Here is a 21,729-nt window from a genome sequence, read left to right as displayed (position 1 = left end):
GTGCGACAGGGTGAGCCGGTGATCGCGCAGATTGTGTTGTACGACGGGTGTGACCCGTTGGATGTCATCGCTCCGTTCGAAGTGCTGGTCGCCGGCAGCGACGCCGTCGGCGGTGAGCTGGCTGTCGAACTGGTCTCCGCCGAGGGTCCGCGGCCGGTGCGCACCGGCAGTCGCGGCCTGGTGTTGCAGGCCACCGCCGCCCTGGATCCGGACCGGCCGGGGTTCGTCATCGTGCCAGGCGCCTCGGGCCCGATCAAGGGCGACCCCGACGACGGAGTGGAGACCATCCCGGTGCTGTTGGCCCGGGTTGGCGAAACCATGCTGATTCCGTTGATGGCGCAGGCTTTCGCCAATCCGGCGATCACGGTCGCCACGGTCTGCGGCGGCTCGTTGGCTTTGGCGATGGTCGGTTTGCTCCAGGGGCGCAACGCGGTCACCCATGTCCTCGGCAACGACGTCCTCGACGCCGCCGGGGCGACTGTGATCGCAGCCCGAGTGGTGGACGACGGCGATCCGGTGACCGCGGGCGGTGTCACTTCGGGCCTGGATCTGGCGTTGTATCTGATTGAGCGACAATATGGTTCGCGTATCGCGCTGGCCGTCGAGACGCTTTTCGAATACGAACGGCGTGGCACGGTATGGAGGCGTGAGGGACGCCTTTCGGTCGCGCTGTGACGGCGATTCTCGGTATCTGGGACGTGACGATCAAGACACCGATCGGCTCGCTCGTGGTCGAGTACATGTTCACCGCAGGCGACGACGGTCTCCGCGGTGTCGCAACGTTGCGCGGTGACACCACGGCGCTGGACGATATCGCCGTCGAGGGGTCCCGGGTGACGTGGCGGCAGTCGATCACCAAGCCGATGCGACTACACCTCGAGTTCGACGTGACCGTCGATGGTGATCAGCTCACCGGTCATTCCCGTGCGGGACGACTGCCGCGCTCAGCCGTGTCGGGCGCTCGCCGGGGCTAGTCTTCCAGCACTACGGAATCGGCGGCTGGAACATCTGCGGCAACCCCGGAATCGGCGGTATCGCAGGCAGGTGCGGGATCTTCGGAATCCATTGCAGCGGAGCACTTATCGGGGCCGGGGTAGTCGGCTCCACCGGCGGCTGGGTGACCGGAGGTGGCACCTGCGTGATCGGGTCGGGTGTCTCTGCGACGGGGGCGGGAGCTTCCGCAGTCGGGGGCGCGGCGGGGGCCGCCTGCTGGACGACCTGCGTCTGGGGCGCCGGCGCGGGGATGGCAGTGATCGTCCTGACGACCTGAGCGGGAGTGGAAGCCTGTTGTTGTATTGCGGGTGGCGCCGGGGCTTGGCCGATACTCGGGGTCGCCGTGCTGGCCGGGGTGGTCATGGAGTCGCTGGCCAGGACGACGCCGATGGCACTGACAGCGCCGGCGATCACGACAACCGCTGTGGCCATCAGGGCCAACGGACTGCGATACCACTGGGTCTTACGCTCCGCAGCCTGCGCAATCACGGGTTCTTCTTCGAAGGCGATCTGCGGCCGGGCGTTGGTCAGGCTGCCGGGCCCGTGGTGATCGGCCAGTTCGAGACCGGGAAGCTCGAGCTCGGGCAGGTCCTCGGCTTGTGACCAGGCCCGCGCCGCGGACACGGGTGCGATATCTGCGGGCCGGCTCATCGCCGCCGGTGCGGCCGCCGCCATCGCCGTCGCGCTGTCGTCGACCGGACCGCGCAAAGCCCGCAACGCGGCGCCGATCGCGGCTGACAGCGCCGGTCGAGAGGTGGTGATCACCGGCACCCGCAGGTGCTCGGACAACGCTGTGGTCACGGCGGTCATGGCGGCTCCACCGCCGACCGTTGCGACGCCGACCAGATCACCGGGACGAATCCCGTTGCGCCGCATGGTGTCATGAATCAGTTCGACGAAATCGCGCAACGGCGCGCGGACCGCGTCGTCGAGCTCGTTCCTGGTGAGACGGACGTCGCCACGGTAGCCGGGCAGTTCGACGGGCAGTGCCGTCACGGCGCCGACCGCCAGATGTTCCTTGGCGGCGCGGCACTGCACCCGCAGCCGTCCCAGTGATCCGATGGCCGAAGTGGAGGCCAGGTCGACGGAGCCTGCGCCGGCCAGGACACCGATGATGTGGGTCAGGATCGCCTGGTCGACGAGATCGCCGGAGAAGTCGACATGCCGCACCACCGGTGCGATCGGCCGGTGGCCGGCGGCGGCGTCGACCAGACTCAGGCTGGTTCCACTACCTCCGAGGTCGCACACCGCCATGATGCCGCGGGTCGGTAGCCCGGGATCGGCTGCGAGCGCCGTCGTCGCAGCAGTCAGGTCGGACAACAGGGCGACCGGCTCACGAGACCATTCCGGCACCCGCCGCAACGCCCGACGCAGCGCTTCGACGGCGGCGGGCCGCCAGTGCGCCGGATAGCTGAGCGCGGTGACGTCCGGTAACGGGCGTCCTCCCGTGGCGGCGTAGGCCAATGTCCGCAGTGCGTTGGCCAGCAACGCCTCGCTGCGATGGCGGGACCCGTCAGCGGCCAGGATGGCGATCGGGTCGCCGACGCGGTCGACGAAATCACCGATGACCAGGCCCCGGTCCAGCGTCACGACCGGCGGCCAGGACACGGTGTTATCGGCGGTCATCGCAGTCAGTCGGGTGGCCCCGACCGACAGACCCAGCGCTGATCTCGTTCCGTCCGTCATCTCACCAGAGATGTCGGCATTCCGGCCCGCCGCGTTACGTCTGGCGACACCCGCACGCGATTTCAGCGAATGGTGCCGACTCCCGCGATGAGCGGCAGATCCAGCGGTGTCACCCAGCCGGGGGGCAGGTCGTTGACGGCGGGAACCGCGTTGAGGGCCCGCATTCCGGTGGCCAGGCAGCCCGCGGTGGCCGGATCGCGCCCCGAACCGTCGGTGAACCGGAAGGCGGTCTCCTGGAAGATGCTGGGCGTGCCCTCGATATCCACCCGGTAGACATCGTCCTCGTTGCCCGAGGGCCAATCCGGCGCCGCGTCGTGCCCGATACGGTTGACATGTTCGAGCTGGATCCGCGTTTCACCCTGGTAGATGCCGTTGATCGTGAAGCGCACCGCGGCCACCTGACCCGGCTGGATGACACCCTTGACGGTCTTGCGCTCGGTTGTGGTCACCCACTTCTCCCAGGTGGTGGTCATCTCGTCGAGCTCGATTCCGGCGGCGTAGGCCATCATCGGCACCGTCGCACCCCAGGCGAAGATCAACACGTCGGGGTTTTCCAGGAGCGGGTGGAACTCGGGCTCGCGTCCGATCCCCATCTCGAACTCGTAATCGCCCTCGTAATTTGTGTAATCCAGCAGTTCGGACGCCCGGACCGTGCGAACTTCCGAGCAAAGCCCCATCAATGTCATCGGGAACAGGTCATTGGCGAAGCCGGGATCGATGCCGGTGGTGAAACAGGAGGCGCCGCCCTCTTCGCAGGCTGCCGTGATGGGCTCGATCCAGGTCGGCGGGTTGACCTTCATCTGCGGCCACACCCACGGCGTCATCGATGTCGAGCACACATCGATGCCGGCGCGCAGGAAACGGCTGATGAGCCGGATGTTGTCGTCGGCGTGCGCCGCTGTCGGTCCGTAATGCACCAGTGCGTCCGGCCTCAGCGCGATCAAAGCCTCGACATCGTCGGTGGCGGTGATACCGAGCGGCTCTGCCAGCCCACAGATTTCGCCGACGTCACGACCGACCTTGTCGGGATTGCTGACACCGACGCCGATCAGTTCGAAGTCCGGGTGCTTGGCGACCTCGGTGATCACCATCCGGCCGACGAAGCCGGTACCCCAGATCACCACTTTCTTCGGTGTGCGCACTGCCATGGACGCCCTTTCTGTCGATCCCCCGATTTCGCGTCTCCACAGTGGCACGGCACCGGCATCTGCCGGTGCCGAATGTAGGCATTCGTGCGCGGCGACGACGGCCGCTCCCGAGGATCCTGGCACCGACAAGGATTGACGCCCACGCCCAGCGGGTACAGCCCCCGGAACGCCAAGTGACGAACCCGGGAGATGGTGATGCGAACAGCAGCGGTCAACGCTGCTGTCTCGGCCGTTGCGGCGATGGTCGCCCTATTCGTCGTCGCGGGGTGTTCCACCGGTCAGCGCGTCGACCTGGGTGAGCGCGGTTCCGGCAATCTGGTCGCCGCTATCGCCGGCGAGCCCGACCAACTCGATCCGCACAAGACCAGCGCGTACTTCTCGTTCGAGGTCCTCGAGAACGTTTTCGACACCCTGGTCGCACCGGACGCCGACCTCGAGATGCGACCCGCGCTGGCCCAATCCTGGGACGTCTCCCCCGATCAACTGTTCTGGACCTTTCACCTGCGCCGGGGCGTGACCTTCCACGACGGCACCCCGTTCACCGCCGACGACGTCGTGTATTCCTATCGCCGGATCATCGACGAGAAGCTCGCCAACGCCGATAAATTCAGCGCCGTAACGGACGTGAGCGCTTCGGACAACAGCACCGTCGTCATCCGCGGCAAGGCTGCCAAGGCGCTGCGGCGCCGCATCAGCCTGGTGTTGCAGGACCCGTTCTCGTCGCTGAACCCGCGCACCCGCGTCGGTACGGCGATCGGCGAGCCCCTGGCCGTGCACCGCATCGTCGACGACAAGGGGGCTCGGGCCGCCCGAGTGGGTGACCTTCTCGACCTGGTCGGTCTCTGCGCGTCCTTCGCCGAGCGCTATCCGCACGCGCCCTCTGGCGGCCAGCGCCAACGGGTCAGCATCGCGCGGGCACTGGCCGCCGAGCCCGACCTGCTCATCCTCGGCGAATCGACTGCAGCCCTTGATGTTTCGGTTCAGGCCCGCGTCCTCGAGCTGCTCGCCGACCTGCAACGCGAGCTCGGGCTGACCTACCTCTTCATCGCCCATGACCTCGCGGTTGTCGAGCGGGTCAGCCATGACGTGCTGGTTATGCGCCGCGGCCGGCCCGTGGAGTACCGGCCCGCCGCCGAACTGTTCGAAGCACCGGCGCAGGAGTACACCCGCGCGCTGCTGGCGGCAGTGCCTCCCGAACGGCCGAGAGCCTCGGCAGTCGCCTCAAGGCAGGTGCCCGACTAGCCCCAGACCTGCCCGTGAGAAGGTCAGACGATGACCTCACTGAGCGGGAAAGTCGCATTGATCACCGGCGCCTCGTCGGGGATGGGCGCCTCGGTGGCGCAGCTGTTCGCCGAGCGCGGCGCCACGGTGTTCGGGATCGCCAGGGACGCCGAGCGGATGGCAGGCGTTTTCGAGAAGGTGCCCGGTGGTGCGTACTCGTCGGTGGATATCAGTGACCCGGCCGCCTGCCGTCAAGCGGTGGCCGATTGTGTCGCACAGTTCGGCCGGCTCGACGTGCTGGCCAACGTCGCCGGTTACCACCAGATGCGCCACACGCTGACGATGACAGACGAGGAGTGGGAGCGCGATCTGTCGGTCAATCTGCACGGCCCGTTCCAGCTATGCCGGGCCGCGCTGCCGCATCTGCTGGAGGCCGGCGGCAACATCGTCAACGTGTCATCGATCGCCGGGATAGAGGGTGAGGTGTACTCCGCGGGCTACTGCGCCGCCAAACACGGGCTGGTCGGGTTGACCCGCGCGCTGGCCGTCGAGTTCACCAAGGATCGGCTGCGGGTGAACGCGGTCTGCCCGGGCGGAATGGTGACGCCCCAGGCAACGGAATTCGCCGCGCCCGAGGACGCCGACTGGAATCTCATCATGCGGATCGCGTCGCCCCGGGGGCTGATGGACCCGATGGACGTCGCGAAGATGGTCGCCTTCCTGGCCAGTGACGACGCAGTGGCTATCCACGGTGCGGTCTACACCGTCGATAACGGGAGAAGCGCCGGCTGAGCTGGCAGGATCACCGGCGTGGACGACGTGGGCGATACCGAGAACCACGGCCTCGACTCCGATGGCACTGCGGCCGGCTCCGCCGTCGCCGGGTCCACCGCCACCGCACTATCTTTGGTGATCCGCGGCAGCGTCGCCTGTGTGGCGTGCGCGTTCTGCAAACAGTGTCTCGCCTGTCTTGGCTGCGTCGGGTGCACCAACTGCATCGGCTGCGTGGGCTGCTTCAACTGCTCGGGTCTACACAACGCTGTCGGCCTGCGTAACGTGCACGCCGCCTGAGGCCCCGGGCGCAACGGGTTACCGATGCCGCCGGACGGGTAGAGAAAGAGGCATGGCTACCGTCAACGTGTCCGTGTCTTCCACACTGTCGCCCGCTCAGGCGTGGGAACTGGCCTCGAACCTCAACCGCTTCGAAGAGTGGCTGACCATCTTCGGTGGCTGGAAGAGCGCAGTTCCCGACGATGTCGCCCTGGGCACCACGGTGTCGTCGATGATCAAGGTCAAGGGTTTCCGCAACGTCATCCACTGGAAAGTCACCGGTTTCGATCTGCTCCGGCGCATCGAGATGCACGGTAGCGGGCGCGGAGGTGTGCACATCGCCCTCACCATGACCATCACCGACAACCAACCCGGTTCGATGTTCCACCTGCAGGCCGAACTCAGCGGCGGACTGCTCAACGGCCGCGTCGGGGGCCTGGTCGCGAGGATACTGGAATCCGACGTCCGACGGTCGGTACAGAATCTGGCGGCGCTTCCGGTCCCGGCTCGCGCATAACTCGTTGCGGCCGAACATGTTCCGCACCCTTGCTTGACGCCGCCGTGGGCGGGTATCAGTTCGTCACGACCCAGCCCCGGTCGAGACGGCGTCATCTCGCCCGCTCCCGGCGGCGAGAGAAGGGTAGAAAACCATGAAAGCAGTTACCTGGCAAGGCAAACGCGATGTCCGCATAGAGACGGTGCCCGACCCGCAGATCCACGAGCCCACCGACGCCGTTGGCATGGAGGCCCACGGGTCACCGGTCGCGAAGGCCGCTCAGCAGATCACCGGGCTCCTGCCCGACGCGATCGGCAAGCCGTTGCTGACCGATGATGATCCGCTGGGCGTCGATTCCTTCGCCACCCACACTTTGCCGCTGGATCAGGCACCGCACGCCTACGAGATCTTTCAGACGAAGCAGGACGGTGCGGTCAAGATTGTCCTGCAGCCCTGACCAGTCGGGTGACGGTGGACATGGCTCCTGAACCAGCGAAAACCACGGGCTCACCGGAATTGACGTTTCCGCAAGCAGCACCTGGGTATGCCCCTATCGAACGAGGAGGTTCAGACAATGCCTAACTGGGGTTGGATTCTCATCGCGGTGCTGGCGGCCATCGCGGTCATTTCAATTGTCTTCGCGGCCAAAGCAAGCAGTGGTCGGAAGCAGACAACGGGACTCAAACAACGATTCGGTCCCGAGTACGAACGGGTAGTCGACGACGCCGATGACCAACGGGCCGCAGAGAGTGAACTTGTTGCCCGCGAACGAAATCGGAAGAAACTTGCCATCGTAGCGTTGCCACCCGACAGGGCTGCGAAATTCGCCGACGAGTGGCGCGCGGTCCAGACGTCGTTCATCGACAGCCCGGCGAACGCAGTCGGAGACGCCGACCGTCTGGTCAATGCCGTCATGCGCGAACGTGGTTATCCCGTCGATGATTTCGATCGGCGAGCGGACGACATCTCGGTCGACCATCCGCAGGTCGTCGACAGCTACCGTTCCGCGCACACCATCTACCTGTCGCAGGAGCAGGGCGATATCGGGACGGAAGACCAGCGCGAGGCGTTCGTCCATTACCGCGCACTGTTCGAGAAATTGCTGGAAACCACGCACGACGAGCCAAAGGAGGCACGCGCATGACCACTCATGACCAGGACCAGGAAGTCACCGAATTTACCACCGCACCAGCTGATTTCACAGACGGACAAAGCAGAACGCGGCCGCAGGCGACAGATCCGGGGATCGATGGCGAACCGGCGCCGCCGGCCGGCAATGTGCAGCCCACCGACAACCCGCACTCGGTCGACAACGGGCAACCGCCGGCCCACGCGCTGCCGACCGACGACGCGCTCTTCGCCGAGCGCGATCTATCGGATCTGCGCTCACGATGGAATGACGTCCAGGCGACATTCGTCGACGATCCGCGCGAGTGCGTGCAGAAAGCCGACAGCCTGGTCTCCGACGCCGTCGAACAACTCACCAGCAGCTTCGCCAGCGCACGCTCACGACTGGAGGAGCAGTGGTCGCGCGGCGAGGAGGCATCCACCGAAGAGTTGCGGCTGGCGCTGAAGCGGTACCGCGACTTCTTCGACCGCTTGCTGGCAGTTTGACAGCCCCGACCGTAGGCAGCCCAGAGCCCGGATGCCGAAGCATCCGGGCTCTGACCCCACTTCCGCGACAGTGGTGGCTTATTTGTGGTTCTGGTGGTGGTGGTGGATCGCGGTACCGGGCTGCGGCATATTGCTCTGGTGCGGGAAGGCCGGGTGGCTGATCGAGGGGCCGGCAGCGCCGACGGAGGCATCCGCGTGGCTCATGGTGGCGGTGCCAAGGGCGATCAGGACGGGGGCGGCGAGCAGGGCGGTGGCGGCAGCGAGTCGGCGAGTGCTGGCGTTCATATGAATCTCCTTGAGCGAGTGGTCTTTTAAGTTTCCGATCCGGTGTGTTCCGGCGTTGAGATAACTATCGCGCACCCCGCCGGCCCGACCTGTCAGCCAAGCGGCCCCTGCCGAGGATGAACCGGGTATCCACCGATCGGTGGACGCTGCGATGGGATAGGGATGCACACGCGCCGTACCAAACCGGACTAGTTGGCCGAGCTCAAGGATCCGGCCTGAATCGTCTCTGACGGTCTCCGCCCGGCGCTGAGTGCGCGGCGGCGCGTCAGCGAACCAATTCACACCCCGGTACGGTGGGCGCTGATTCGTCCGCGAGATCCCATCAGGAGACCAGGTTCGTGCCCCTCAACACCATCGCGCTGGAGCTCGTACCACCGAATGCCGAACTCGGCCACGAGCATGCGCTCGACGAGGCGCGCAAAGTGCTGGAATTCTCCAAGAGCTCTGGCCTCGAGGGCCGGATCGGGCACGTCATGATTCCCGGGATGATCGAGGAGGATGGCGACCGGCCGATCGAGATGAAGCCGAAGATGGACGTGCTGGACTTCTGGACCCTGATCAAACCGCAGTTGCCTGGTGTGAGGGGGCTGTGCACGCAGGTCACGGCGTTCATGGACGAGCCGACGCTGCAACAGCGGCTCGCCGCCCTGGTCTCCGCGGACGTCGAGGGCATCGCATTCGTCGGCGTTCCCCGCACCATGTCCGACGGCGAGGGCGGCGGGGTGGCGCCGACCGATGCCCTGACGATCTACAACCAGCTGGTCGCCAATCGCGGGGCGATCCTGATCCCCACCCGCGACGGTGAGCAGGGCCGCTTCACGTTCAAATGCAACCAGGGTGCGACCTACGGCATGACCCAGCTGCTGTATTCGGACGCCATCGTGGGTTTCCTGCAGGAACTGGCGAAGAACACCGACCATCGGCCCGAGATCCTGTTGTCTTTCGGTTTCGTGCCGAAGGTGGAGACCCGGGTCGGGTTGATCAGGTGGCTGATCCAGGACCAGGGCAACGCGGCCGTCGCCGCCGAGCAGGAGTTCGTCGCGAAGATGGCGAGCGTGGAACCCAGCGAGAAGCGCCGGCTGATGGTCGATCTGTACAAGCGCGTCATCGACGGCGTCGCCGACCTCGGGTTTCCGCTCAGCGTCCACTTCGAAGCGGCCTACGGCTTATCCGCACCGGCCTTCGACACCTTCGCGGAGTTGCTCGCCTACTGGTCGCCCACGCCGGCCTGACCGCCGGGTGCGCTCGGTATCTGGCTTCCGTTCAGTGAACCGCTTCCCACAAGCAATTGCCGGTCAGCGTGATGGAGAAGACGGCGGGCAGCACCTCGAAGTCGAGGGGTTGTCCCGGTTGGCCGGTCGTGGTCTGCGGCGGACCGACCTGCCCCGCGCTGACGACAGTTGACTGTTCGGCAGTGCAGGTGGTGCCGGCGTCCTGCGGATATGCCACCCAGCGACCGGAGCGGATTTCGGGATTGCGCATCCCTTGTCCGTGCAGGGTGACCGCAGGTCCGTAACTCAGCCACCGGTCGCTGGTGGGGTACGGGCCGGTGAAGGGCGTCCACCGATAGTTGCCGGGAGCACTGCTGCATTCGAGATACGACGGCCCCTCGGCCAACTGGGTCAGCGCACCGGCCAGGTTTTCCGAACAGGGTCCGTCCGGTTGCGGCGCGGGGTCGGCCAGCGCCGGTGCGGCCCCCGCCACTGCAGCCGCAGTCAGCACGGTCACGGCCACTGCCGTTATCTGCTTCATGGCTGGACTATCGCAGGCGCACGCCAAGGCGCTACACCCTCCTTGGCCGCACCGCTGGACGCCGCCTTCGGCGCACCGGGCGCAGCCTTCATTGCCGGGGCTTTGCGGGATACCCCTGCGGCAGGGGGAGGCTGCCATTCAGTGCCGGCACGTTCTGAATCTGCGATCGAGTGGACGTCGATGCTAGCCGGGAGTTCCGTGCGGACGGGTCACGCCCGGATGACCGAGCTCCAGGCGATCCCGGCGGGGAACCCAGCGACGTCGATGAACCGCCTAAGACCAGCAAAGACGTTGATCCGCGGCACCGTCATGGTGATCCAGGGGCGGACCCCGCCGGCTCGAGCAGAAGATGGGCCACCCGCTCAGGCCGCGCCTCGTTCCCAGCTGCGACTGAAGTGGTTAGAGTGAACGCAGTGATTAGCGGCTTGACTGCGATACATGTTTGCAGCGGGTTTGCGCTGCAAACCGGTGGAAACGCTTGCGCCCGTATTTGCGATGGCAATAATTGACGCGATCAACGACAGAGGATGACACATATGAGACCAGCTCTGAATGCCGCCGCACAGGTAGGCCGGATCGGCGCACTGGCAGTGGCGCTCGGGGTCGGCGCGGCCGTCGCCACCGGACAGGGGGTGGCCTCGGCAGACAGCGCCGGGTCGGGTTCGGCCTCCGGGGCGAAGAGCTCGTCGTCCTCCTCGTCTTCGGACAGCGACTCGAAGGGCACCGCGGCGGCAGGGAAACGCAAATCCGGTAAGCCGGCCGCAGCGTCCCCCTCCGCTGCCGCCGGTTCGGCCACCGGCGCCACCGCCAACAGTGCCACCACCAAGGCCACCACAACCACCGAGGTCACTCCCAAACGCGTGACGACCAAGGCCACCGACGCCGCCGCATCGACTTCCGCCTCGGTCCCGTCGACGGCCACCTCCACGACAACGTCGACAGCATCCGCGACAGCGCCGGCCGCTGTCGAAAAGGCCACCGCCACACCTACTCTCAGCGCGGCGCCCGCAGTCGTGCCGCAACTGGTGTCGGGCGTTCTCGCTGCGGTCGGGTTGGCTAGCCCGACCGCCAACGCCCCGGTGGCGCCGGCCGAACCGCCCGCGCTGTGGACTCTGCTGGCGGCCGTGCGCCGGGAATTCGATCGCAGCTTCTCTCCGCTGGGTAAATCCACCACCAGCGCATCGTCGACCGCCGCAGCGCAGGCGGCGGCGATCTCGACGGCGGCTGCCGTCTCGACCACCGCCGCCAATCCGTCCTATCCGAGTAGCTTGCCGTCGACGCCCGTCGGCTGGGTGACCGGCGTCAACAACCCTTCACCCGGGATCTTGACGCCCTACATCCCGCAGACCAACAACACGTCGGGCTTCAACATCTACGGCACCGACCTCGGCATCATGTGGGACAACATGCAGTCGGGCGACACGCATTACATCCTGACGGCCTTCGGCGACACCTTCAGCGGGGCCAACATGAGCGGCAACTGGCGGTCGAACGTGTTGCTGCTCAGCACCGACAACAAGCTCTACAACGGCATGGCGCTGCTGCAGACCGGCCCTGCCTACCAGTTCATCCCGGGTGTGCCCAGCGCACTGGGCTTCGGCGGCTCCGAGGTCACGATCATCCCCACCTCGGGCGTCGCCGTGCTGGGCAACCAGTACGTCAACTACATGTCGGTGAAGTCATGGGACACCCCGGGCTCGTGGACCACCAACTACTCCGCTGTGTCGGTGTACGACCCGACCACCGACAAGTGGGTCCTGGCGCCGTCCACCATCCGTTCCGCCGGCTGGTTCCGATCGTCGACGCCGTACGTCCCCGGTAGCCAGAACTTCCAGCAGGCCGCCTACGTACTGGAGCCCGAGGATCAGGTCGGCGCGGACGGCGTGCGCTACCTGTACGCGTTCGGCACCCCGTCGGGCCGCCAGGGCTCGGCCTACCTCTCGCGGGTTGCCGAAGGCTCGGTGACTGACCTGTCGCAGTATGAGTACTGGAACGGCAACACCGGCACCTGGGTCAAGGGCAACCCGGCGGTAGCCACCGCCGTCGTCGGCAGCGCCAACGACACCCGGCCGATCATCGGCGGTTTCGTCGACATCGCCAACGACCCGAACTTCTTCGGCGGAATCTTCGGCGGCCTGCTCGGCGCCAAGCAGGGCGGCAACGTCAGCGAGATGTCGGTGCAGTACAACGACTACCTCGGCAAGTACGTGATGATGTACGGCGACGGCAACAACAACGTGCAGATGCGGGTGGCCGACACCCCGGAAGGCACGTGGTCGGATCCGATCATGGTCGCGTCCTCGCTGCAGTACCCAGGCCTGTACGCCCCGATGATCCACCCATGGTCGGGAACGGGTGAGCTCACCGACAGCGCCGGCAACCCTGACGTCAGCCACCTGTACTGGAACATGTCGATCTGGGGCGACTACAACGTCGTGATGATGCAGACCGATCTGAGCCCGCTCAAGACCACGTCAGTCTGAAACCGCCCGGCTCCCGCCGAGATGCCAAAGTAGCTCGCCTCTACCAGGATGGCAGCATGCAGCGGCAGGGAGAAGACCAGTGACCGATACGGCGATCAACGGCGCGGAGACGGTGCCCGGCCCCACCGGGCAGACGCGCAGCGGGATGACCGCCGAGGCACTGCGACAGGCGGTGGCCGATCATCTGCTGTACTCGATCGCGCGGCCGGCGGCGGTGCTCACCCCCGAGCACTACTACCGGGCCCTCGCCCTGGCGGTGCGCGACCGGATGCAGCGCCGCTGGATGGCCACCACCCAGGACTGGCTCGACCTCAGCAACAAAGTGACCTGTTACCTGTCGGCCGAATTCCTGATGGGACCCCAGCTCGGTAACAACCTGCTGAACCTACAGATCGAGGATCAGGCGCGGGAGGCGCTGGCGATGCTCGGCCAGGACCTCGACGAAATCATCGCCGTCGAGCCGGAACCAGGTCTGGGCAACGGCGGCCTCGGCCGACTGGCCGCGTGCTACCTGGACTCGATGGCCACTTTGGAGCGGCCGTCCATCGGCTACGGCATCCGGTATGAGTTCGGAATCTTCAAACAGGAGATCCAGGAAGGCTGGCAGGTCGAGAAGACCGACAACTGGCTGGTCCGCGGAAACCCCTGGGAGATCGACAAACCCGACGCCAGCTACCTGGTCAACTGGGGTGGCCACACCGAGACCTACGAAGACGTGACCGGTAAGTTCCGGGTGCGCTGGATTCCCCAGCGGGTGCTGCAAGGCGTCTCCTATGACACCCCGGTCCAGGGCTACGGCGTCAACACCTGCAACACGTTGACGCTGTGGAGTGCGCGCGCCGTCGAATCTTTCGCATTGGAGGCCTTCAACACCGGCGACTTCTACAAAGCCGTCGACGAGGAGGTCATCTCGGAGACGGTGTCCAAGGTGCTCTACCCCAACGATGAGCCCGAGGCGGGCAAGCGGCTGCGCCTGTTGCAGCAGTACTTCTTCGTGACCTGCTCACTGCAGGACATCCTGCGCATCCACACCGACCGGGCCAACCTGCCGTTGAGCGCGCTACCGCAGAAGTGGGCCATCCAGCTCAACGACACCCACCCCTCGATCGCCGTCGCGGAACTGATGCGGCTGCTGATCGACGACCACCAGATGAGCTGGGACGAGGCGTGGTCGATCACGGTCGCCACCTTCGGCTACACCAACCACACACTGTTACCGGAGGCGCTGGAGACCTGGCCACTGTCCATCTTCGGCGAGGCGCTGCCGCGGCATCTGGAGCTGATCTACGAGATCAACAACCGCTTCCTCGATGAGGTCCGCGCGAGGTTCCCCGGCGACGAGGAGCGGATTTCCCGGATGTCGCTGATCGGTGAGGACGGCGGCAAGAGCGTGCGGATGGCACACCTGGCCACCGTCGGCAGCCACGCCGTCAACGGGGTGGCCGCCCTGCATTCGGAATTGCTCAAAGCCAGTGTGCTCAAGGACTTCTATGAGCTGTGGCCGGAGAAGTTCGGCAACGTGACCAACGGCGTCACCCCGCGGCGTTTCCTGGCTTTGTCCAATCCGGGCCTGCGTCAGCTCCTCGATGAGACGGTCGGCGACGGGTGGTTGACGGACCTGACCCGGCTGCGCGGCCTCGAGTCGTACGCCGATGACGCGTCGTTTCGCGAACGCTGGCGGGAAGTCAAGCGCGCCAACAAGTCTCGACTGGCCGAGTTCGTGCACTCCTCGACCGGTATCGAACTGGACCCGACCTGGATGTTCGACGTCCAGGTCAAGCGCATTCACGAGTACAAGCGCCAGCACCTGATGGTGTTGCACATCATCAGCCTGTACAACAAGCTCAAGAACAGCCCAGGACTGTCGATCCCGCCCCGGGCCTTCATCTTCGGCGGTAAAGCCGCGCCGGGGTACTTCATGGCCAAGCGGATCATCAAGATGATCAACGCCGTCGGCGAGACGGTCAACTCCGATCCGGATGTCAATCGATGCATGAAAGTTGTGTTCCTGCCGAACTTCAACGTCAAGAGCGCCCACCTGGTCTACCCGGCGGCCAACCTGTCCGAGCAGATCTCCACCGCAGGCAAGGAGGCCTCCGGTACGGGCAACATGAAGTTCATGATCAACGGCGCGTTGACCATCGGCACTCTCGACGGCGCCAACGTCGAGATCCGGGAGGAAGCCGGACCGGAGAACTTCTTCCTGTTCGGGCTGACCGAAGATCAGGTCGAACGGGTGAAGTCCGACGGTTACCGGCCCGCGGCTTTCGTCGAGAACGATCCCGAACTGGCCGAGGTTCTGCAGCTGATCGCGGAGGGGCGATTCACCCACGGCGACACCGAGATCCTGCGACCGGTGCTGGACTCCCTGCTCCATCACGACCCGTTCCTGGCCCTGGCCGACTACCGCGCCTACGTGGACTGCCAGGCCAAGGTCAGTGCCGCCTGGGAGGACGGCGACCGCTGGTCGCACATGTCGATCCTCAACACGGCCCGCAGCGGGAAGTTCTCGTCGGACCGCGCCATCGCCGAATACTGCGATGACATCTGGAAGGTATGGCCGATGGAGGTGGACCTCTAACCGAGGTCGGAAGCACTCGCCGAAGTGCCCGCCTACCGAGCGAATTCAGCAATTCGCTCAGTAGGCGGGCAACTCAAGGGTCGTACTTTGCGCGCTTCGCCCAGCTGGTTGAGTTCGTCCGCCGGCTTGTTGGCCTGGGAGTTGACCCCGTCGCGCCGACGGCACCCGCAGGGTTTTCAGCCGCGAACAGAGACCGGTCCGACCCCCCAGATGCCTTCGCAGTACTCGGCGATCGCGCGGTCCGAGGAGAACTTCCCACTGCGGGCCGTGTTCAGGATCGACATCCGCGTCCAGGCCTCCTGGTCGAGCCACCTGTCGCTCACCTGGCCCTGGCACTCGACATAGGACCGGTAGTCGGCCAGCACCAGGAAGGGGTCGTCGTAGCGCAGGTTGTCCACCAAAGGCCGGAACACCTCGGGGTCACCGTGGGAGAACGTGCCGCCGGCGATCAGCTCGAGCACAGCACCCAATTCGGCGTCGCGCTCGATGTACTCGGCGGGCCGGTACCCGTCGCGCTTGACCTGCTCGACTTCCGATTCGGTCAACCCGAACAGGAAGAAGTTCTCCGCACCGGCTTCCTCGCGCATCTCGACATTGGCGCCGTCGAGGGTGCCGATGGTCAGCGCGCCGTTGAGCATGAACTTCATGTTCCCGGTACCGGAGGCCTCCTTGCCCGCCGTCGATATCTGCTCGGACAGATTGGCCGCCGGATAGATCAGCGCCGCGTTCTGGACACTGAAGTTCGGGACGAACGCGACCTTGAGGAACTGGTTGACCTCAGAGTCGGCGTTAACGGTCTCACCAACGGCGTTGATCAGCTTGATGATTCGCTTGGCCATGAAGTAGCCCGGAGCGGCCTTACCGCCGAAGATGAACGACCGCGGCGGAATTACCAACCCGGGGTTGCTCTTGAGTCGGTGGTAGAGCGCGATGATGTGCAGCACGGACAGGTGCTGACGCTTGTACTCATGAATGCGCTTGACCTGGATATCGAACAGCGAGTTCGGATTCAGCTCGATACCGGTGGATGACAGCACGAACTCGGCCAGCCGCGCCTTGTTGGCCACCTTGACATCACGCCATTGCCGCCGGAACTCCGCGTCGTCGACGAAGGCTTCCAGCCCGCGCAGCCGATCGAGGTCGGTCAGCCACCCTTCACCGATCGTGCGGTCCAGCAGGCCACGCAGACCCGGATTGGACAGCGCCAGAAAACGGCGCGGCGTGACGCCATTGGTCTTGTTCGAGAAGCGTTCCGGCCACATCTCGTAGAAATCCTTGAGCGTGCTGGACTTCAGCAGGTCCGAATGCAGTGCGGCCACCCCGTTGATCGCGTGGCTGCCGACGGTGGCCAGGTGCGCCATCCGCACGGTTTTGCCGCCGTCCTCACCGATCAGCGACATCCGTCGCAGACGGTCCGTATCGCCGGGGAACGTGTCCATGACCTCGTCCAGGAACCGGCGGTTGATCTCGTAGATGATCTCCAGGTGCCGTGGCAGCGACTCTCCGAACATCTCCAGCGGCCACTTCTCGAGCGCTTCCGGCAGCAGGGTGTGGTTGGTGTATCCGAAGGTGGCGACGGTGATCGTCCACGCTTCGTCCCAGTCGAGGTGACGCTCGTCGACCAGCAGGCGCATCAGCTCCGCCACCCCGATCGACGGGTGAGTGTCGTTGAGCTGCAACGCAAACTGCTCCGGAAGGTGGTGTACGGACTTGTCCGCCAAGTCGTCCATGATATGCAGCACATGCTGCAGCGAGCACGACACGAAGAAGTACTGCTGCAACAGGCGCAGCCGCTTGCCGGCTTCGGGCTCGTCGTTCGGATACAGCACCTTGGTGACGGTTTCGGAGGTGACTTCATCCTCGACGGCCTTGTAGTAGTCACCGGTGTTGAACGCGTCCAACGCAAATGACTCGACGGCGCGCGCGCTCCACAACGTCAGCACGTTGCAGGTGTGCACGCCGTAGCCCTGGATCGGGGTGTCGTAGGCGACGCCTTTGAGCACCCGGCCCGGCACCCACCGGACGCGATCGACGCCGCCCTCGTCGAGGTAGTGCTGGGCGAAGCCACCCCAGTAGACGAGGTAGTTCACGTCGGGTTTCGGTATCTCCCAGGGATTTCCGTTGACCAGCCAGTTGTCGGTCTTCTCGACCTGCCAGCCGTCGTGCAACTCCTGCTTGAAGATGCCGAACTCGTACCGGATGCCGTACCCGATCGCCGGGCGCTCCAGCGTGGCCAGTGAGTCGAGGTAGCAGGCGGCCAGCCGACCGAGCCCGCCGTTGCCGAGCCCCGGCTCGACCTCGCAGGCCAGCACGACGTCGAGGTCCTGGCCCAGTTCGGCCAAGGCGGTGCGGGCCTCGGTCTCGATCTCGAGGTTCAGCAGGTTGTTACCCAGCTGCGGGCCCATCAGGAACTCGGCAGACAGGTAGCAGGTCACCTTGGCACCGGCATCGAGCGACGTCTGCGTCGATGCCGAGCGGTTGTCCTGCATGCGATCCCGGACCGCCAACGACAGCGCCTGATAGTAGTGCTCGGGCCGCAGTGCCGCGGCCGGGCGACCGATCGAGTAGCGCAGGTGATCGGACACCGCCTGGCGCAGGTCGTCGACGGTGCGGGTGTGCGACGCCGTGGGATTGTGTACCAGGTTCTCTGCGATGTCGGTCATCGAGACCTCTTCCGTGAATGAAGGATGCCTATCGGCCCGGAAGTTACGGCGCCGAGGTGAACGCAAACCCACGACGAAGCGACGCCAAGCGGGCAGCTCACCCGACGGTTTGGGGGTGGCACGCCGCTATACTTCCCCCACGTCTGATCGTCAACCAACGCGCATCACGGGGGCCGCCATGCTCGGATTGCACGTGCGCAACCACGACAGCCGTATCGCCCGACTCCGGCAGGATCTTCTGCAGGCCGGCCTGCGGGTATTGCTGATCGCATTCATCACGACCACGCTGGTCCTCACCCCACCCGCCGTCGAGGTCGGGATCTGCTTTGTGATTCTGGCCGCCTACGTGGCGATTGTCGGATTGTGGACGATCTGGTCATTCCGGCGGACCCACACCAGGGCGTCCACGCGGGAGTCCATCACCCTGCTGGCCATCGGTTGCGATGTCGCGGTCATCTCGGTGCTGACCGTCTTGACCGGGTGGTCGTCACCGGAAAGCTGGACCTCCAATGTGCTGCGGACCGGGCTCTTCCTGATCCCGTTGATCGCCGCGGCCCAGTTGGATCCCTTCATCAGCGCGATGGTGGCCATCCCCACCCTCGGGGCCTACCTGGCGGTAGCCCTGATCACGCAATCCGAAAACCTCGAGCCGTGGGAATCGATACTGCTCAACGCCGTGGTCCTGGCCGCGCTGGCCGGGGGCGCCGTCGCGCTATCGATCATCCAGCGGGCCAAGGAAGAGGTGATCGGAAACCTGGCGCTGCAGCGGACCCAACTGCTCGAAGAGCTGGTCAGCCTGGAAAAACGCGAGCGCCAGGCCTTGTCCGAGCGCCTGCACGACGGCGCACTGCAGTACGTTCTCGTCGCTCGCGGCGACCTCGAGGAGGTCGAGACTTCTTCCGTCGTCGAAGTGGGCAGGGTGAACTCCGCACTGACCGAATGTTCGAAACTGCTGCGCGACGTGGTGCGGGAGCTGCATCCGGAGGTGCTGTCTCGATCCGGGCTCAAGGCGGCTGTCGTCGCACTGGCCGACAGCATCGCCGACCGAGGCGAACTGGCCGTCGACCTCGACGCGCACACCTGGCCGGACAATGAGCGCAGCGCTGCCGATTACGTGCTTTACGGTGCGGCGCGCGAGATTTCGACCAACGTCATCAAGCACGCGCACGCCAGTACGCTGAGCTTCGATCTGCAGCGCGCAGACGGAACGGCGCTGCTGCGGATCGCCGATGACGGTGTCGGGATCCCCGACGACGCGCTGGAACGCAGTGTGCAGAGCGGTCATATCGGGATGGCGTCCACCCGGGCCAGGATCCTGGCCTGTGGCGGCAGCTTCGAGATCCGCAGGAAATCTCCCGGTACCGAAATCGAGATTTCGTTGCCACTGTCCTGAGCCGCCATACACTCGAAAGGCACCAGCCGAACCGGGCTCAAAGAGGAGCGTTACACATGTCGATCACCGAGGCGGACGCCCAGGCCACCACGAACCCGTTCGAGGAGGAGGTCACCGCCACCCAGCGCTACATCGACAGTCCGCGTTTCGAGGGCATCGTCCGCCTCTATACGGCGCGTCAGGTCGTCGAGCAGCGCGGCACCATCCCGACCGAGTACACGGTGGCCCGCGATGCGGCGGCCGCGTTCTACGAACGCCTGCGCCAGCTGTTCGCCGAGCACAAGAGCATCACCACCTTCGGCCCCTACTCCCCCGGGCAGGCCGTCACGATCAAGCGGATGGGGATCGAAGGCATCTATCTCGGCGGCTGGGCCACCTCGGCCAAGGGCTCGATCAACGAGGATCCGGGGCCGGACCTGGCCAGCTATCCCCTGTCCCAGGTGCCCGACGAGGCTGCCGGCCTGGTTCGCGCGCTGTTGACCGCCGACCGCAACCAGCAGTATCTGCGCCTGAAGATGACCCCGGCGCAACGGGCGGCCAGCCCCGCGACGGACTACCGGCCGTTCATCATCGCCGATGCCGACACCGGCCATGGCGGAGATCCACACGTGCGCAACCTGATTCGCCGGTTCGTCGAAGCCGGTGTGCCCGGCTACCACATCGAAGACCAGCGCCCCGGCACCAAGAAGTGCGGCCATCAGGGCGGCAAGGTGCTGGTGCCGTCGGATGAGCAGATCAAGCGCCTGAACACCGCCCGCTTCCAACTCGACATCATGGGCGTACCCGGCATCATCGTCGCCAGGACGGACGCCGAGGCGGCGAACCTGATCGACAGCCGCGCCGACGAGCGCGATCAGCCGTTCGTGCTGGGCGTCACCAACCTGAAGGTGCCGCCGTACAAGGCCTGCTTCCTGGCACTGATGCGCAGCTTCTACAACCTGGGCGTCACCGAACTCAAGGGACACCTGCTCTACGCACTGCCCGACGGCGAATACGACGCCGCGGACGCCTGGCTGGAGCGCCAGGGTATCGCCGCCCTGGTCGCCGAGGCGGCGGCCGCGTGGGTCGACGGTAAGGCGACCTCGGTCGACGACCTGTTCGACGGAGTGGAGTCGAAGTTCGTCGACGCCTGGCAGGCCGATGCCGGCCTGGAGACCTACGGCGATGCTGTCGCGGAACTGCTCGCGTTCCGTGAGCGCGAGGGCGAACCGCTCGACCTGACGTCGGAGGAGTGGCGCCAGTTCGCCGAGCGCGCCTCGCTGTACGTGGCGAGGGAGAAGGCCAGGGAACTGGGGGCCGACGTCCCCTGGGACTGCGAGCGGGCCAAGACGCCGGAGGGTTACTACCAGGTCCGCGGCGGTATCCCCTACGCGATAGCGAAATCGCTTGCCGCAGCACCGTTCGCCGACATCCTGTGGATGGAGACCAAGACCGCGGACCTCGCCGACGCCAAGCAGTTCGCCGATGCCATCCATGCGGTGTATCCGGAGAAGATGCTGGCCTACAACCTCTCGCCGTCGTTCAACTGGGACACCACCGGCATGAGCGATGACGAGATGCGGGCCTTCCCCGAGGAGATCGGGAAGATGGGTTTCGTCTTCAACTTCATGACCTACGGCGGACACCAGATCGACGGTGTGGCGGCCGAGGAGTTCGCCACGGCACTGCGCCAGGACGGGATGCTGGCACTGGCCCGGTTGCAGCGCAAAATGCGCCTCGTCGAGTCCCCTTACCGCACACCGCAAACGCTTGTCGGCGGGCCGCGAAGCGATGCCGCACTGGCGGCGTCGTCCGGCCGCACCGCCACGACCAAATCCATGGGCAAGGGCTCCACCCAGCATCAGCACCTGGTACAGACCGAGGTGCCCAAGAAGCTGCTCGAAGAGTGGCTGGCGATGTGGAGCGAGCACTACCAACTCGACGAGAAGCTGCGAGTACAGCTGCGGCCTCGGCGCGCCGGCGGCGAAGTACTGGAATTGGGCATCTACGGCACCCAGGGCGACGGCGAGGAGGAGTTGGTCGCCAACGTTCTGGTCGATCCGATCAGGGATCGGCACGGCCGCAGCATTCTCACGGTGCGTGACCAGAACACATTCGCCGAGAAGCTCCGCAAGAAACGCCTGATGACGCTGGTGCATCTGTGGCTGGTGCACCGCTTCAAGGCCGAGGCGGTCTACTACGTCACGCCCACCGAGGACAACATCTATCAGACCGAGAAGATGAAGTCACACGGCATCTTCAGCAACGTCCACGAGGACGTGGGCGAGATCGTCGTCGCCGATGTCAACCAGCCGCGCATCGAGGAGCTGCTGGCCCCGGATCATGCTGCGCTACAGCGGTTGATCCGTAAGGAAGACTAGAAAG

The 21,729-nt window shown here is 65.6% G+C and carries 18 protein-coding genes and 1 pseudogene; 14 read left to right on the top strand and 5 right to left on the bottom strand.

What is annotated here, in order from left to right:
* Positions 1-18 precede the first annotated feature (18 nt).
* Together H7J73_RS02710 and H7J73_RS02705 are read left to right on the top strand one after the other, a co-directional pair.
* Positions 19-675: a DJ-1/PfpI family protein gene (locus H7J73_RS02710; protein WP_264065692.1), complete on the top strand. Its 657-nt coding sequence runs from the start codon at positions 19-21 to the stop codon at positions 673-675.
* Positions 672-974, top strand: a complete 303-nt coding sequence (locus H7J73_RS02705; protein ID WP_264065691.1) for a hypothetical protein — start codon at positions 672-674, stop codon at positions 972-974. Before H7J73_RS02710 ends, H7J73_RS02705 begins: the two co-directional genes overlap by 4 nt.
* Before the next feature lie 10 nt (positions 975-984).
* Here the strand turns inward: H7J73_RS02705 and H7J73_RS02700 are convergent, their stop codons facing one another.
* Together H7J73_RS02700 and H7J73_RS02695 are read right to left on the bottom strand one after the other, a co-directional pair.
* The gene (locus H7J73_RS02700) at positions 985-2,679 is read right to left on the bottom strand and encodes an Hsp70 family protein (RefSeq protein ID WP_264065690.1); all 1,695 of its coding nucleotides are present in this window, start codon (positions 2,677-2,679) and stop codon (positions 985-987) included.
* A gap of 62 nt (positions 2,680-2,741) precedes the next feature.
* Complete coding sequence (locus tag H7J73_RS02695; RefSeq protein ID WP_264065689.1) at positions 2,742-3,827, bottom strand: NAD(P)H-dependent amine dehydrogenase family protein; 1,086 nt, start codon at positions 3,825-3,827, stop codon at positions 2,742-2,744.
* A 195-nt stretch (positions 3,828-4,022) separates the two neighbouring features.
* On the opposite strand from H7J73_RS02695, the gene H7J73_RS02690 reads away from it, so the two are divergent.
* The 7 genes and pseudogenes from H7J73_RS02690 (at position 4,023) to H7J73_RS02655 (ending at position 8,208) form a co-directional block, all read left to right on the top strand.
* Entirely contained in the window at positions 4,023-5,069 is a 1,047-nt protein-coding gene (locus H7J73_RS02690; RefSeq protein ID WP_264065688.1) for an ABC transporter substrate-binding protein, read from the top strand.
* 30 nt (positions 5,070-5,099) lie between these two features.
* Complete coding sequence (locus H7J73_RS02685; RefSeq protein ID WP_264065687.1) at positions 5,100-5,840, top strand: SDR family NAD(P)-dependent oxidoreductase; 741 nt, start codon at positions 5,100-5,102, stop codon at positions 5,838-5,840.
* Between the two features lie 18 nt (positions 5,841-5,858).
* Complete coding sequence (locus H7J73_RS02680; protein WP_264065686.1) at positions 5,859-6,119, top strand: hypothetical protein; 261 nt, start codon at positions 5,859-5,861, stop codon at positions 6,117-6,119.
* 52 nt (positions 6,120-6,171) lie between these two features.
* Positions 6,172-6,615, top strand: a complete 444-nt coding sequence (locus tag H7J73_RS02675) for a type II toxin-antitoxin system Rv0910 family toxin (RefSeq protein WP_264065685.1) — start codon at positions 6,172-6,174, stop codon at positions 6,613-6,615.
* Positions 6,616-6,826: 211 nt separating this feature from the next.
* A pseudogene (locus H7J73_RS02665) lies at positions 6,827-7,051 on the top strand (hypothetical protein); the annotation flags it as partial.
* Between the two features lie 117 nt (positions 7,052-7,168).
* The gene (locus H7J73_RS02660; RefSeq protein ID WP_264065684.1) at positions 7,169-7,738 is read left to right on the top strand and encodes a hypothetical protein; all 570 of its coding nucleotides are present in this window, start codon (positions 7,169-7,171) and stop codon (positions 7,736-7,738) included.
* Positions 7,735-8,208, top strand: a complete 474-nt coding sequence (locus tag H7J73_RS02655) for a hypothetical protein (protein WP_264065683.1) — start codon at positions 7,735-7,737, stop codon at positions 8,206-8,208. Before H7J73_RS02660 ends, H7J73_RS02655 begins: the two co-directional genes overlap by 4 nt.
* A 78-nt stretch (positions 8,209-8,286) precedes the next feature.
* Here the strand turns inward: H7J73_RS02655 and H7J73_RS02650 are convergent, their stop codons facing one another.
* Positions 8,287-8,493 carry a hypothetical protein gene (locus H7J73_RS02650; RefSeq protein WP_264065682.1) on the bottom strand — a complete coding sequence of 69 codons (207 nt, stop codon included), beginning with the start codon at positions 8,491-8,493 and terminating at the stop codon, positions 8,287-8,289.
* Between the two features lie 338 nt (positions 8,494-8,831).
* Between H7J73_RS02650 and H7J73_RS02645 the strand changes: the two genes are divergently transcribed.
* The gene (locus H7J73_RS02645; protein WP_264065681.1) at positions 8,832-9,725 is read left to right on the top strand and encodes a mycobacterial-type methylenetetrahydrofolate reductase; all 894 of its coding nucleotides are present in this window, start codon (positions 8,832-8,834) and stop codon (positions 9,723-9,725) included.
* Between the two features lie 31 nt (positions 9,726-9,756).
* Here H7J73_RS02645 and H7J73_RS02640 read toward each other — a convergent pair whose 3' ends face one another.
* Positions 9,757-10,245, bottom strand: coding sequence for a hypothetical protein (locus H7J73_RS02640; RefSeq protein ID WP_264065680.1), 489 nt, complete (start codon positions 10,243-10,245; stop codon positions 9,757-9,759).
* A gap of 536 nt (positions 10,246-10,781) precedes the next feature.
* On the opposite strand from H7J73_RS02640, the gene H7J73_RS02635 reads away from it, so the two are divergent.
* Both H7J73_RS02635 and H7J73_RS02630 read left to right on the top strand, forming a co-directional pair.
* Positions 10,782-12,728 (top strand): glycoside hydrolase family 183 protein, encoded by a 1,947-nt coding sequence (locus tag H7J73_RS02635; RefSeq protein WP_264065679.1) that lies wholly within the window; start codon positions 10,782-10,784, stop codon positions 12,726-12,728.
* Positions 12,729-12,873: 145 nt separating this feature from the next.
* Positions 12,874-15,309 carry a glycogen/starch/alpha-glucan phosphorylase gene (locus H7J73_RS02630; protein ID WP_264065994.1) on the top strand — a complete coding sequence of 812 codons (2,436 nt, stop codon included), beginning with the start codon at positions 12,874-12,876 and terminating at the stop codon, positions 15,307-15,309.
* 176 nt (positions 15,310-15,485) lie between these two features.
* Here H7J73_RS02630 and H7J73_RS02625 read toward each other — a convergent pair whose 3' ends face one another.
* Positions 15,486-17,972, bottom strand: a complete 2,487-nt coding sequence (locus H7J73_RS02625) for a glycogen/starch/alpha-glucan phosphorylase (RefSeq protein ID WP_264065678.1) — start codon at positions 17,970-17,972, stop codon at positions 15,486-15,488.
* 178 nt (positions 17,973-18,150) lie between these two features.
* On the opposite strand from H7J73_RS02625, the gene H7J73_RS02620 reads away from it, so the two are divergent.
* Both H7J73_RS02620 and aceA read left to right on the top strand, forming a co-directional pair.
* Entirely contained in the window at positions 18,151-19,365 is a 1,215-nt protein-coding gene (locus H7J73_RS02620; protein WP_264065677.1) for a sensor histidine kinase, read from the top strand.
* Between the two features lie 56 nt (positions 19,366-19,421).
* On the top strand, positions 19,422-21,725 hold the full coding sequence (gene aceA / locus H7J73_RS02615; protein ID WP_264065676.1) for an isocitrate lyase ICL2: 2,304 nt from the start codon (positions 19,422-19,424) through the stop codon (positions 21,723-21,725).
* The last annotated feature ends 4 nt before the right edge of the window (positions 21,726-21,729 follow it).

This window comes from Mycolicibacterium komossense (assembly GCF_025822605.1).
Taxonomy (GTDB): Bacteria; Actinomycetota; Actinomycetes; order Mycobacteriales; family Mycobacteriaceae; genus Mycobacterium; species Mycobacterium komossense.
Note: the sequence above shows the minus strand (reverse complement) of the source record. Positions and strands in the feature narration are given on the sequence as shown.